13 protein-coding genes and 2 pseudogenes are annotated in these 12,932 nt (G+C 43.2%); 4 read left to right on the top strand and 11 right to left on the bottom strand.

Annotation, left to right across the window (positions count from 1 at the left end):
• Positions 1-194 precede the first annotated feature (194 nt).
• Entirely contained in the window at positions 195-518 is a 324-nt protein-coding gene (locus BGL89_RS13370; RefSeq protein WP_286826118.1) for a 30S ribosomal protein PSRP-3, read from the top strand.
• Positions 519-727: 209 nt separating this feature from the next.
• On the opposite strand, the gene atpC is transcribed toward BGL89_RS13370, so the two are convergent.
• Positions 728-1,144, bottom strand: coding sequence for an ATP synthase F1 subunit epsilon (atpC, locus tag BGL89_RS13365; RefSeq protein WP_002760449.1), 417 nt, complete (start codon positions 1,142-1,144; stop codon positions 728-730).
• A 74-nt stretch (positions 1,145-1,218) separates the two neighbouring features.
• Positions 1,219-2,667: a F0F1 ATP synthase subunit beta gene (gene atpD / locus BGL89_RS13360; protein ID WP_286826117.1), complete on the bottom strand. Its 1,449-nt coding sequence runs from the start codon at positions 2,665-2,667 to the stop codon at positions 1,219-1,221.
• 701 nt (positions 2,668-3,368) lie between these two features.
• Here atpD and BGL89_RS13355 point away from each other — a divergent pair.
• Positions 3,369-3,509, top strand: a complete 141-nt coding sequence (locus BGL89_RS13355; protein WP_002760440.1) for a hypothetical protein — start codon at positions 3,369-3,371, stop codon at positions 3,507-3,509.
• Positions 3,510-3,651: 142 nt separating this feature from the next.
• On the opposite strand, the pseudogene BGL89_RS13350 reads toward BGL89_RS13355, so the two are convergent.
• The 6 genes and pseudogenes from BGL89_RS13350 to der all read right to left on the bottom strand — a co-directional run.
• Positions 3,652-3,774 (bottom strand): annotated as a pseudogene (locus BGL89_RS13350) (IS1 family transposase); the annotation flags it as partial.
• A gap of 261 nt (positions 3,775-4,035) precedes the next feature.
• On the bottom strand, positions 4,036-6,147 hold the full coding sequence (gene recQ, locus BGL89_RS13345) for a DNA helicase RecQ (protein ID WP_286826116.1): 2,112 nt from the start codon (positions 6,145-6,147) through the stop codon (positions 4,036-4,038).
• Positions 6,148-6,262: 115 nt separating this feature from the next.
• The gene (locus BGL89_RS13340; RefSeq protein WP_286826115.1) at positions 6,263-6,874 is read right to left on the bottom strand and encodes a DUF3318 domain-containing protein; all 612 of its coding nucleotides are present in this window, start codon (positions 6,872-6,874) and stop codon (positions 6,263-6,265) included.
• A 216-nt stretch (positions 6,875-7,090) separates the two neighbouring features.
• Positions 7,091-7,309, bottom strand: a complete 219-nt coding sequence (locus tag BGL89_RS13335) for an ATP-binding protein (protein ID WP_286826114.1) — start codon at positions 7,307-7,309, stop codon at positions 7,091-7,093.
• Complete coding sequence (locus BGL89_RS13330) at positions 7,299-8,174, bottom strand: energy-coupling factor transporter transmembrane component T family protein (RefSeq protein ID WP_286826113.1); 876 nt, start codon at positions 8,172-8,174, stop codon at positions 7,299-7,301. Before BGL89_RS13330 ends, BGL89_RS13335 begins: the two co-directional genes overlap by 11 nt.
• 3 nt (positions 8,175-8,177) lie before the next feature.
• Positions 8,178-9,536 (bottom strand): ribosome biogenesis GTPase Der, encoded by a 1,359-nt coding sequence (gene der, locus BGL89_RS13325; protein ID WP_286826112.1) that lies wholly within the window; start codon positions 9,534-9,536, stop codon positions 8,178-8,180.
• 153 nt (positions 9,537-9,689) lie between these two features.
• On the opposite strand from der, the gene BGL89_RS13320 reads away from it, so the two are divergent.
• Together BGL89_RS13320 and BGL89_RS13315 are read left to right on the top strand one after the other, a co-directional pair.
• Positions 9,690-9,941 (top strand): helix-turn-helix domain-containing protein, encoded by a 252-nt coding sequence (locus tag BGL89_RS13320; protein WP_286826111.1) that lies wholly within the window; start codon positions 9,690-9,692, stop codon positions 9,939-9,941.
• Entirely contained in the window at positions 9,919-10,656 is a 738-nt protein-coding gene (locus tag BGL89_RS13315; RefSeq protein ID WP_286826110.1) for a hypothetical protein, read from the top strand. Before BGL89_RS13320 ends, BGL89_RS13315 begins: the two co-directional genes overlap by 23 nt.
• Here BGL89_RS13315 and BGL89_RS13310 read toward each other — a convergent pair.
• From BGL89_RS13310 to BGL89_RS13300, 3 genes and pseudogenes are all read right to left on the bottom strand, one after another.
• On the bottom strand, positions 10,631-11,776 hold the full coding sequence (locus tag BGL89_RS13310) for a DNA cytosine methyltransferase (protein ID WP_286826109.1): 1,146 nt from the start codon (positions 11,774-11,776) through the stop codon (positions 10,631-10,633). The two genes, BGL89_RS13315 and BGL89_RS13310, sit on opposite strands and share 26 nt — an antisense overlap.
• Positions 11,777-12,287: 511 nt before the next feature.
• Entirely contained in the window at positions 12,288-12,488 is a 201-nt protein-coding gene (gene psb35, locus BGL89_RS13305) for a photosystem II assembly protein Psb35 (protein WP_286826108.1), read from the bottom strand.
• Between the two features lie 59 nt (positions 12,489-12,547).
• Positions 12,548-12,841, bottom strand: a pseudogene (locus BGL89_RS13300) (gamma-glutamylcyclotransferase family protein); the annotation flags it as partial.
• Positions 12,842-12,932: the final 91 nt, after the last annotated feature.

Raw genomic sequence — 12,932 nt, 5'->3', positions numbered from 1 at the left:
GGCCGGTGCGAAACCCCGCAAGGGAAAGAAGCAGAAACCTAAATCGTGAGGTTTGGGAATCACCGTCCGTTTACGGCGGTGAGGATGTCAAAGCGGTTATTGGCGAAAAAATCGGAAAAAATGGTTAAAAACTGACTTCGTAAAATTGACTCAAAAGATGATATAATGGAGAATTGTACGATTAACGATTAACAATGACAGTCAGTTCCGAATCAAAGTTTATTTTAAAAGTATTGTGGTTAGATCAGAGCGTAGCGATCGCTGTAGATCAGGTGGTCGGCAAAGGAACTAGCCCCCTGACCGCTTATTTTTTCTGGCCGCGCAATGATGCTTGGCAGCAACTGCAAGAGGAGTTAGAAGCAAAACACTGGATTGATGAGTCCGATCGCGTTGATGTTCTCAACAAAGCCACAGAAGTAATTAATTTTTGGCAAGAGTTACGCAATCAAGGCCGACAAATCCCCATGGCCGATGCACAGTTAAAATTCCCCGAAGTTGTTTTTAGTGGTAGTAATTAATTTATAGCAGTTATCTTAATGGGGAGCGACAAAATCTCCAGTTTTAGGCAACGGAAAACAGGAAACGTTTTCAGTGATTACCGATCAGGAGGAGAACAGCGACTTCTCAATAACAGTATTCACTGAAACCTCAAATTTGATAACTGAAAAAGAATCGGGTAGGTTTATATAAACCCGCCCGATTTTGCTTTAATTTGATTTGGTTTGGTTTAAACCGAGACTAAACCGCCAGCGGCCTGGTATCTAGCGCGAGCTTTGCGCCATGATTGTTGCGCTTGGATAGTTTTGCGACGGTCATCCCCTTTACTGACTTCATCGAGACGGGTTTGGGCCTGTTCGTATTCGGCGCGAGCTTTTTCTTTATCGATTTTTGAGCCTAATTCCGCCCCATTAACGAGGACTTTGATCTCATTATTTTCGACTTCGGCAAAACCGCCCAAAACCGCGATATTTTCCCAGTCTTTCCCCGGTCGAATTCGCATTACGCCAATATTCAGGGCAGTTAATAAAGGAGCGTGACCGCTAAGAATACCTAATTGTCCCGTGGAACTGGGTAGGATTACTTCTTCGGCCACGTTATCCCAGACAATGCGATCGGGTGTAATAACCCGTACTGTAATGCTCATGGGTGATAATAACGATAATTTTGGCAGATTTCTGGGTTAAGTAACCGCTAAACGCGGTTACTACTGACTTTTAATTAGCCTTTTTTGAGTTTTTCGCCTTTAGCGATCGCTTCATCGATATTGCCGACCATATAGAACGCTTGTTCGGGTAAGCTATCGAGTTCACCTTTGAGGATCATCTGGAAGCCTTTGATCGTATCAGCGAGAGTAACGTATTTACCCGGGGAACCGGTGAACACTTCGGCCACGAAGAAAGGTTGCGAGAGGAAACGCTCAATTTTGCGAGCGCGGTCAACGATGAGACGATCTTCTTCCGACAATTCGTCTAAACCGAGAATAGCGATGATGTCCTGTAACTCCTTATAGCGTTGCAGGGTAGATTGGACGGCGCGAGCGGTGCCGTAGTGTTCATCACCGACGATATCGGCCTGTAGCATGGTGCTGGTGGAACCGAGGGGATCTACTGCCGGATAGATACCTTTGGAAGCCAGACCACGGGATAGTACAGTTGTTCCGTCCAAGTGAGCGAAGGTAGTAGCGGGAGCGGGGTCAGTCAAGTCATCCGCGGGTACATAGACTGCTTGGATGGAAGTGATCGATCCTTCTTTGGTGGAGGTAATCCGCTCTTGCAGGTCGCCTACGTCAGTGCCGAGGGTGGGTTGGTATCCTACCGCAGAAGGCATCCGACCGAGGAGCGCCGATACTTCCGAACCAGCTTGCACGAAACGGAAGATATTATCAATAAATAAGAGTACGTCTTGCTTGTTGACATCGCGGAAGTATTCGGCCATGGTCAAAGCGGAGAGACCGACGCGCATTCTCGCTCCGGGGGGTTCGTTCATCTGACCGTAAACGAGGGCGATTTTCGATTCTTCGGGGTTATCAGCGTTGATTACCTTCGATTCGATCATCTCGTTGTAGAGGTCGTTTCCTTCGCGGGTTCTTTCACCCACACCGCCAAAAACCGAGACACCACCGTGTTGAATGGCGATATTGTTGATTAATTCCATCATAATGACGGTTTTGCCCACACCAGCACCCCCAAAGAGGCCGATTTTGCCCCCTTGACGGTAGGGGGTGAGCAGGTCAATTACCTTGATACCGGTTTCAAAAACCGTCGGTGTTACTTCAAGGTCAACTAATTTGGGAGCGGGACGGTGAATAGGAGAGGTTTCGGTAACGTTAACCGGTCCTTTTTCGTCCACGGGTTCACCAAGAACGTTAAAAATCCGACCGAGGGTGCATTTACCCACGGGAACGCTAATCGCTGCGCCAGTATCGACGATATCCATACCGCGCACTAAACCATCGGTGGTACTCATAGCAACGGCGCGCACTTGGTTGTCACCGAGTAACTGTTGTACTTCACAAGTAACGGATAAATTTTGACCGGCGGAGTTGGTTCCTTTTACGGTTAAGGCATTATAAATACGGGGCAGGTTGCCACTGGGAAATTCGGCATCGATGACAGGACCGATGATCTGGACGATTTTACCAACGTTAGTTTCTGTTGTCGCTACCATTGTTTATGTCTACTCTGGGTTTTAGCTGATAACTCCCACAAGGGGAAAGTCTTAATTTTTTGTAAAATTAGCCAATACTCAGCTTATCACGCTAGGGGATCAGATCAGTTATCAGTCACCAGTGATCAGATTTGAGTTTTCCGTGGACAGTCTGATCGCTGATTCGGTATTAAATGGCAATTTTCTGCTTACTGGTTACTGATCACCGATAAAAAGTAAGGCAGGCCTTAGCCTACCTTAAAACAAAGCGAGGTTGATCAACTTTGAGGATGCCGATGCAGTGGATGGAATTGGTCTATTACCATATATTGTCGATTATAGCAAGGGTTTTGCTGGTTGCATAGATTCAATTAACAAATAATCTTAAGCTTGACCATAGATTTTAGTCTATGTCTTGAGCCACAAGAACTATCTCTCGTCAAACTGGGTTTCAACCTGAACCTCAGTTCGGGATTAGTCAAAATTCTGAATGTTCTCCTAGCTGATAAACCCTATTCTTTCGTGGAACTGATGGCAAAATCTCTTTAACCGTAACTAACCTTCATTCGGTAAAGATTTTCCTCCTCTTGATCGCCTCGGATAATTGTGCTGTAAGATATATTCAGTTTAAATTGTTTAGGCTCGCAATCGTAGATGAGAATAAATTTCGGTAGCTTTTGCGGGAATAGATCAATAATCTCAGGAAATTATCGTTTAATTATATGAATTCTGCTAAAATTATCGCCATTATCACGGGAGCAATTTCGATTTTAATCGCCGTTGCCTATTTAATTCTCGTCCAGATTCTCGACTTTCGTAGCGAGATGATTCCCGCTCCCCTAGAAGTTATTTTTCCTGGATGATAAAAATCGGGGTTGAAAATGTTTCAACCCCAGAAAAAGCAATTTTTGAGCCGATTAACCCACTGATTGTAACTGTAATTGCGAGAGGGTAGTGATTTTATTGTGGTGGTGATAGCTCAAACCTTTGCTGATTTGGCATTGTAGTGATGCTTACCAACCGATAAATCCGTTGACGAAAGGTATTATTAAGTCTTTCAATAGCATTAGTTTGACCACTTTCTTTTCCCAATGCTCGATGACGTTTACTGGGAATTACTGTCTTATACTAAATCCGTTGAGTATAGGCTACATATCAGGAGAGGCACTCATGCAAAAGGCAATAGGCAAAAGGAGCAATAGATAATCAGTTTTTAATAACAGGATTTAGTATTAGATGTTGTTTATGTTAAAAGAGAACGCTTTTAAGGATGTTCCAGTTCCGTACACTTTTGCTTGATTCATCTTTGTGTCTGACAACGCCTGAAATTCCCCCTTCTCTCCCATAGCTTTTAAAGTGGCGGGTTGCATCAAAAGAGTTCCTCTGCCCCTATTGCCGGGGTCGTCTTTGCCAAGCAACAACTAATTTAATTTCCTCATAACTATAATTATCTCCCAGATTTTCTTTGAGAGTTTTCAGGGATCGATCGCCCACTTTTTTGATCACTAAACGAATATATTCCTGTTTATTTTTAGAGACTAACTGATTAATATCAATTTCGTAACCCGCTTCCAGCAATTTAGCTAAATGTTCATAGATGGTTGAGACTTTTAAGCTTCTTTTGCGAGCGATTTCTTCCACAGTCAACCCATCTTGATAGTATTGGAGAGTGAGCAATTGAGTAGAGGGAAGACTATCCTGACAAAAATCATTAATTGCCGCTATAAATATATCCCCATACTGTTGTACTTTACTGTGTACTACTCCAGAAATTTGACGAAACTCCCCTAAACTCCGGGGTTTTGATTGGGCCATCAAACGCAGACTAGAATCATGGAAAATAACGTAGGGAGGAACCCCTTGACTATCGGCAATTTTTTTCCGCAGTTGCCGCAAGCGATCGAATAATAAATCACTTTCCAGCGTATTGGGATTGTCGTCTCCCAAGATTTGACCGTTAGCTTTTTGGGGGACGGCAATAAACACGGAACGTTGTTTCCGCATCACTTCCCAACTGTGTTGATTAAGTTTCAAGATTCTAAAATCGTCTTCAGTTTCTACTAATAGATTTTGCTGGACAAGGGAACGACTTAAACGTTTCCACTCCTGCACAGTTTTATCTTTACCGATGCCATAAGTAGATAATAAATGATGTTGATATTGGATGATTCTTTCACCTTTTCCTCCCCTTAGTACGTTGATTATGTGCATCATACCGAATTTCTGTCCCGTCCGCGCCACACAGGATAAAAATTTTTGTGCTTCGATCGTCCAATCCTGCTTATTTGTACCATTCCGACAGTTATCACAGTTACCACAGTTACCCGCAAAACTTTCTCCAAAGTAACCTAGTACGCTCGATCTTCTACATTCAGTCCCTTCAGCATAATCTAACACCTGTCGCAATTGTTGACGAGCTTTCTGTTGTTGATTTTGCTCGGTTTTTTGGTTAATAAAATACTCAATTTTTCTGGCATCTGCAAAGCTAAAAAAGAGGGTACATTTAGCTGGTTCTCCGTCCCTACCCGCACGGCCAGATTCTTGATAATATCCCTCTAAATTGCGGGGTAAATCGTAATGAATGACAAAGCGCACATCGGGTTTATTAATCCCCATACCGAAGGCAATTGTCGCCACCATAATCTGCACATCATCCCGAATAAAACGGGTTTGATTTTTACTTCTTTCCCGATCCTCCATACCCGCGTGATAGGGTAGGGCATTAATACCATCTTTTTGTAACTGTTCTGCAACTTTATCGACGGTTTTGCGGCTGATACAGTAAACTATTCCTGCTCCTTTTTGTCCTTTAATATATTGATACAATTGCTGATAAGATTTACTGGTTTTAGGTTGAACTTCATAATAAAGATTAGGACGATTAAAACTAGCAATATGAATGGAAGTATCTCGCAATCCTAATTGTTGGATAATATCTTCTCTAACCTGTTGGGTAGCGGTGGCAGTTAAAGCCAGAATTGGCACGGAGGGAAAGCGTTGACGAACTTGTTTAATTTGTCGATATTCAGGGCGAAAATCATGACCCCAATCGGAGACACAGTGTGCCTCATCTACCGCTAAACAGGCTAAACCGAGGTAATTATCAATAACAGCTAAAAAATCTAAAAAACTAGGCGATAATAATCTTTCTGGAGCCACATATAACAGTTTAATTTTTCCTTGTAGGATTAAAGATTCTCTTTCTCTGACTTGTTTAGCGTTTAAAGTGCTATTGAGAAATGTTGCCCCGATGCCATTATCAGCTAAGGCAGTTACTTGATCCTGCATTAAAGCAATTAGGGGAGAAACCACCACCGTCACCCCTTTTTTGATTAAAGCAGGTAGCTGAAAACAGAGAGATTTACCGCCTCCGGTAGGCATAATTACTAATAAATCCTGATTATTTAAAGCAGCCTCAATTATTTGGCGTTGATTCGGTCGAAATTGATCGTAGCCAAAGTGATATTTTAAGGCTTTTTCTAAAGAGTCAATTGCAGCCATTGAGCAAGGGGAAAAATATTTTTATAGTAGTTATTTTAAGGTTAGGGATTTAAGTAATCAGTAGTCAGTAATCAGCGATCGGTAAAAAGAAAGCTGATAGCCAAAACAACTGACTTTAAGATTGTCTCACCTGATCGGGAACACCAACAAAGGAGAGATTGGCTAATTTTTTCAGATTTTGACAGCGCAATAACTCGTTAAAATTGAGACTCGATCGCCCCTCAATTTCAGCTATAGTCTCAATAGCCGATAATAAACCCTTAGCGGCCTCGGTTTCCGTGTAACCGCGTCTAACGGCCACTTTTAGGGCCGCTTCATCTGCCTCTAATTCCCGTTGGGGGCTGCGTTTTTCTCGCCAAATCCGGTTAATTGCCAAGGCAGTTAAACCCCCCGCTACTGCCATACCGACGGCATCGGTTTGCAGGGTTTCCACGGTTAAACCGATCATACCAGCTAGAGCAATTACTCGATCGAGATCGGGTTTAAACCATTTTACTGCCGTTAAAACAGAGACGGCCCGTAACAAGACTAGATCCCGTTGGGGTCTTGATAATTGCCGCCAGAGGTCAAAATTAATTTGAATTGGTCTGACCCCTCTTTGCCAAGGTAGGGGAAAATTAGTTTCGATTACCTTGGTGCTTTCGGGTTTGCTGACAATGCGCGTCATCATCCGTCCCGAAGCAGGCATGAGGTCTAGTAAATGACTAATCTCGTTGTCTTGGTTCATCGATCGCCAGCCAATAGTCTTCGATCATTGAGTATAATCGCTTTCTGAGCTAATATCTCTTTTCCGACAATTTTCTCAAAGTTGAGTTTTGTTAAGATAGAAAAAACGCCGGGGTTTGCCGACGGAAGGGACAAGGGGAGCAAAAATCGCTTCTCCCTACTCTGCTATACCTTTTCCACAGGATTTAGTATTCAATTTTGCACGATTAATTATAAGCTAACTAGGAGAATTTTTATGCCAAGTAAAATAAAAACTTGCCCCTTCACCTGAGCGGGATTCTATCCAAATACTCTCTCCTTGATTATCAAGAATTTTTTTGACAATTGATAGACCTATGTCTGTATTTTCGGTTTGATCTCGCTCAAAAATTTTTCCTTGATATTCGGGAGCGATACCCGGTCTATTAACTGATAACTGATAACTGCTATAAACCACCCCAAACTAATCGGGCTGCCCAAAAGGGAATTAACAAAAATAAAGCGATAAAATCAGCCCATCTTAACTGTAATTGGTGCCAGCGCACTTGATGCTGATTGGGACTGGTAAAACCGCGAACCTCCATAGCGATCGCTATTTGTTCGGCGCGCAAAAGCAAATTATCTAGTAATTTTTCCACTACTGTTAACCAGACGTTTAAACTTCTTTTAATCCCTAATTTTTGCCAATCGATCGCCCTAGTTCGCACTGCCCTAGCTAGATTTTGGACTTCTTCTAAAACCAGAGGAATAAAGCGCAAAGACAGGGTCAGAGTCAGAGAAATTTCCGTCACCGGCACATGAAATCGCCGTAAAGGACTCATTAAATTCTCTAAACCTTCGGTAATTTCTTCCGGGGCTGTCGTCAACAAAAAGAGATTAGTGCTATAAATTAAAGTAAAAACTAAGGTACTAATTCTCACTGCTAATTCCAAAGAACGTCGGGTAACAAATAAACGACCTCTATCCCATAAAACATACTGATAATCACTTGCTGGCGGTAAATTCAGCCCTTCATCGGGTAAACGCGGCTGAATACTCACCCCTAAACCATCGGGAGTGATAGCGGTAATCAGAAAGACGATAATCGCTAAAAATATCAGCCAGCCCATCTGTTGCCGCCAGACGCGGGGGGGAATAGGTGCCAGCAGGGTTAACAACATTAACAATCCCACCAAAGCTAAACGCCACCAAGCATTAGCTAATAAAGGTGCTGCTAAAAAAGTCATTAACCAGATAAATTTTACCCTGGCATCTAGTTGATGTAGTCGGGTAATCGGTTGATCGAGATAAAGACCGATGGGCAAACTTCGCAATAAATCCATAAATTAGACCTTGGTGGCTCTATTAACCGTTTTTTCCACTTCTCGCGCCGGTTTGCCGCGCCAGATTAAGCGGATCGGGGTTCCTTTAAAGCCTAACTGTTGCCGGAATTGCCCTTCGATGTAACGGCGATAGTTATCATTAAAGCGCTGGGGATCGTTAACAAAAAGGGCGATCGTGGGGGGGTGACTCGATACTTGCGTGCCATAGTATAGTTTCCCCTGTTTTCCACCCCTGGTGGTGGGGGGATTGTGCCACTTCACCGCATCTTCGATCACATCGTTGATTACCGAGGTACTGACGCGACGACGGTGAGATTCGGCGGCAATATCGACTAATTCGAGGATTTTGGTGACTCTTTGCCCCGTCATGGCACTGACAAAGATCATTTCTGCCCAATCCATAAAATACAGCCGATCTTGGAGCATTTTGGTATAAGTATTGATAGTGTAGGTGTCTTTCTCCACCGCATCCCATTTATTGACTACTAGCACCACCGCGCGCCCTTCTTCAATGATTCGTCCTGCCAATTTTAAATCCTGTTCGGTGACACCATCTAGCACATCGATGACGAATAGTACCACATCAGACCGGCGAATTGCCTTAAAAGCACGGTTAATACTGAAAAATTCGGCTCCATAGTCCACATTCTTCTTACGGCGAATGCCAGCGGTGTCAATTAACCGATAAACCTGTCCTTCTCGTTCAATTAAAGTATCGATCGAGTCTCTGGTGGTTCCCGAAATCGGACTAACGATCGCCCGTTGTTGTCCGGTTAAAGCATTGAGGAGACTGGATTTACCCACGTTAGGACGACCGATAATTGCCACTTTAATTTCTTCATTTTCGGGAATTTCCGCCGCGGGTGGCAAATATTTAATCACCGCATCGAGTAGTTCTCCTGTACCAGAGCCGTGAATGGCCGAGATGGGGAAGGGTTCACCGATGGCTAATTCCCAGAATTCCGTCGCTTGCAGGATACCCTGTTCCACCGATTCACATTTATTGACGGCCAAAAGTATCGGTACATTTTGCTGTCGTAACCAAGCGGCAATTTCTCGATCGCCGGCGGTAATTCCCCCTTGCCCATCGACGACAAAAATCGCCACACTTGCCTCTGCTAGGGCGATTAAAGCCTGTTCGCGGATTAAAGGGAGAAATTCGCTGTCATCGTTAAAAACTAGCCCCCCTGTATCGACAATTTGAAAATCTCGATCGCACCAGAAAGCTGGTTGATAGGTGCGATCTCTGGTAATCCCGGGTTGATCGAAAACGATCGCCTGTTGATCTCCAGCGATACGATTGACGAGGGTGGATTTGCCCACATTGGGACGACCGATAATAGCGACGACAGGCAGTTTCATAAAGGGAGGAGAGGGCGAAAATTAAAGACCCAATATTCTATCATAGCGATTTGCGATCGAACTTGGTTGATTGACAGCGTTTCTGTTCGGCACTGAGACATTGAATACTTTAGTCTGTAGAACTTTGGTGTATAAAAGACTAGAATTCTGCCTATGCAATCTGGTCAACTAGAGCAAATTTTAGGACGAGAGCTACAGCGTTGTCGCCAAGAAAAAGGGTGGTCGCAAGAGTATTTGGCGGAAATAACAGGTCTGCATAGAACTTACATCAGTCAACTAGAGCGAGGATTAAAAAGTCCATCAGTGAGAGTGCTTAGTCATATTACTAATGCTTTAGGTCTGAGGATGAGTGAATTTTTGTATTCCGTAGAGGAATCCTTAAGTGTTAACGAACGACGAGACTAAAAGACTAAAGCAGGCCATTCTAGCCGCAATTGCCTCACCATTGATTGGCTCGATCGAGGATTATAGCTGGGAAGCAATTTTTCATTATGTCAAGAATATTTCTTTATCGGATCCTGCCCTAGGCAGAAGCAAACTACTCTACGATGCAGTGGACAGTAAAACTGCCCGTGGTTGGTCGCTAAAATCTCTACAACTGAATAGTTTAACTACAGATAATACCTTTTTGTTCGTAATTCAACGAGCAGATATTATCAAAAAAGCCATTCAACTTGGGGTTCCCTCTTTGAATCTGCAATCTTCCCCCGCACAACTGGGAACCGCTATTATTCAACACTGGAACGAGAAGATTCGCTCCAGTCAAACTGCTCAAAATGTCATCAACAGCTATGAGGGAATATTGCTAAAAAACCGAGAGGGCAATGAATATGTTTACTGTGAATACCCCCTTAATCCTCTTGATCCTAATGTTTTTTCTTGGGCATGGGCAATAGATAAAAAAACTGGGGGAGTAGGGGCAGGTTTACAGGGAAGCATCGCTGGCAAAACTCAGTTAGTTTGGTACAAAAATCAGAAACAGTTGTTTAGAAGCAGAACAATCCCCGCTGCCGCTATTCGTCTGAGAATTGAGAGAACTCGTCTGACAATAGACCGATATGTGGAGACAATTTTTGCAGCGCTACAAACCCAAACTAATACTCAAGATTTTGTCCCATAGAGTCTGCTACCACTTTGCCTAACAGTGGTGGCACAGATTCTCCAATTTGAGAGGCCATATCAGTATAAGTCCCTAAAAAGTGAAAATGATCGGGATAAGAATGTAATCTTGCTGCTTCACGAATTGTGATTGTCCGATTCTGGGTCGGATGAAAAAATCTGCCAGAACCGGGATGAAAAAACCACCTTGTAATTGTTCTTGCTGGTTTATCCCAAGAAAGTCGACCATAGGCCCCGCTATAGTGTTTTTTCGGTGCTAATTCAGCAGGTAAATCTCTCGCATCTTGTCCTTCCGCCAAAATTTGCACTCTTGACATTTGAATTGGTGTTAAAGCACGGGCAATATGATTAACAATTTTTTGACTTTGCTCACGCATCTTCTGTTGATATATGGTCTCGGGTTCCCTAGTATAAATTTCGTGATCATAAGCTTGTCCTGCTTCTAAAGTAGGTAAATCACTAATGGCATCTTTAACAGTAGTAACTGGGGCAATATTTGGTTCTAGTAAAGTAAGCTGTCTCCAAGATTTTACAGCTTTATAATCACTTCTGATATCACCAGAATGAGTTGCTTGGGGAAGGGAGGGTAAACGCTCTAGACTAGCTAAAAAAAAGGCTCTTGAGCGAGTTTGTGGCACTCCATAATAAGCGGCGTTTAGGGAGGTAGTAACTACTTGATAACCCCAAGATTCTAACTGTGCTACAATTTCATCTCTGATGATACCGCCATAAGCTTTCAAAATTTCAGGAACATTTTCCATGACTACATGAAGAGGACGAAACTCTTGAACAAATTCTAAGAAAGACTTATATAAATGATTGCGAGAATCATTAAGATAGCGATACCCAGCCGGGATATTTCGTGAAAATCCTTGACAGGGTGGCCCCCCAATCATGGCAGTTAGTTCTTCTCTTTGTAAACCTAAGTATAAGCGCAGTTCTGATGGATTAACTTTGCGGATGTCTTCCTGAAAAGTGCGTGTTTTAGGATAATTATGTTGATAGGTTGCTAATGCTTTCGCATTTACATCAATTGCACAGATAGATTCAAACCCAGCTAAATGAAATCCCGTGGTCAATCCGCCCGCACCAGAAAATAAGTCGATAATTTGTTGTTTCATAGTTGAATACTATCGTATTCGGAGCCTCTTGTCAACTAAATAGGGTATGCTGAAAAAGTTTTTGGGTTTTACCGGTTTTGAGGTGGCCAATTACCTAATTTTCAGGGAAAAAGTACCTCAATTTTCCCCCTGATCACTCCCATGCCTGGTACTTGTTGATTGACAAAAAGTCTAAAAGTCTTACCCAACAAGGTTTTTAGATTTTTTCAGCAAACCCTAAATATAATAGCGATAATAGCGACGACAGGCAGTTTCATAAAGGGAGGAGAGGGCGAAAATTAAAGACCCAATATTCTATGATAGCGATTTGCGATCGAACTTGGTTGATTGATAGCGTTTCTCATAAGTGTGTAAACGTTTAGGCAGCAAATAGGGAGCCAAATGCCTGAAATCACCGACTAACAAGGTCTTTAGTCCCTTGTGCCAAGGCAATGGTCAATCCTAACCAACCTTATAACTGTTGAGAAGGGAGAAAAAGCTGACGGCTAAAATAACTGATCACTGCCTTTTTCTAGGATTGAGAATCAGAATCCACCTCTGTCTTCACTTCGGGGATAATATCGGGTCTTTGGGCATCTTCCCAACCGACCGGGCGTTTAGAATTGTACCAAGCGATCGAACCGATGGTGACAGCAGCGAGAAAACCGACCACATAAACTGCTACAAAATAAACGGGGAATTTGCCACTGGCCACTTCTAGGATTAGATACATAATTTTTTCACGATTAAGCTTTTAATTTGTATATCTTAACAGAATCGGCCTCCTCATCCCTATTCTCGATCGCTACTGGTCCACCAACCGGAAGGCAGCCAAATACCGCCATGAAAAGCTATTTTTGCTGGTGTCATCATATATCCCCAAGCTTCGCCGATCAATTCTCGCTCTAGATTATAAATAGGAATTCTGCGACGCTGATACTCGTTTTCTTCTGGATATCTGCCAGGTTGATAATCTTCCAAACCATCCAAAAGCCCAATATCATAATCTGCGTTAAAAGTCAATAAAATTCCCTTCACCCAGCCATCCCCCTCGGTCAGTCCGGGATAACCGAGGGCGGTAAGATGATTTGACATCCTCGCCGCCGTAAAACGGACGGCGATTCCTCACCACGCCACTTTTTTAGGGTGGTCGCGTCAACGGGGTTGACGCAGATAG

Origin of the sequence: Microcystis sp. LSC13-02, assembly GCA_002282935.1 — a bacterium.
Classification (GTDB): Bacteria; Cyanobacteriota; Cyanobacteriia; order Cyanobacteriales; family Microcystaceae; genus Microcystis.
The sequence above is the reverse complement of the archived record's forward strand: the minus strand, read 5'-3'. Positions and strand labels throughout refer to the sequence as shown.

Bases quoted from the DNA above. Each gene is read 5' to 3' on its own strand.
- der (WP_286826112.1), bottom strand. From the start codon at position 9,536: ATGAAACTGCCTGTCGTCGCTATTATCGGTCGTCCCAATGTGGGCAAA.
- BGL89_RS13330 (WP_286826113.1), bottom strand. From the start codon at position 8,174: ATGGATTTATTGCGAAGTTTGCCCATCGGTCTTTATCTCGATCAACCG.
- BGL89_RS13370 (WP_286826118.1), top strand. From the start codon at position 195: ATGACAGTCAGTTCCGAATCAAAGTTTATTTTAAAAGTATTGTGGTTA.
- recQ (WP_286826116.1), bottom strand. From the start codon at position 6,147: ATGGCTGCAATTGACTCTTTAGAAAAAGCCTTAAAATATCACTTTGGC.
- atpD (WP_286826117.1), bottom strand. From the start codon at position 2,667: ATGGTAGCGACAACAGAAACTAACGTTGGTAAAATCGTCCAGATCATC.
- BGL89_RS13310 (WP_286826109.1), bottom strand. From the start codon at position 11,776: ATGAAACAACAAATTATCGACTTATTTTCTGGTGCGGGCGGATTGACC.
- BGL89_RS13320 (WP_286826111.1), top strand. From the start codon at position 9,690: ATGCAATCTGGTCAACTAGAGCAAATTTTAGGACGAGAGCTACAGCGT.
- psb35 (WP_286826108.1), bottom strand. From the start codon at position 12,488: ATGTATCTAATCCTAGAAGTGGCCAGTGGCAAATTCCCCGTTTATTTT.
- BGL89_RS13355 (WP_002760440.1), top strand. From the start codon at position 3,369: ATGAATTCTGCTAAAATTATCGCCATTATCACGGGAGCAATTTCGATT.
- BGL89_RS13340 (WP_286826115.1), bottom strand. From the start codon at position 6,874: ATGAACCAAGACAACGAGATTAGTCATTTACTAGACCTCATGCCTGCT.
- atpC (WP_002760449.1), bottom strand. From the start codon at position 1,144: ATGAGCATTACAGTACGGGTTATTACACCCGATCGCATTGTCTGGGAT.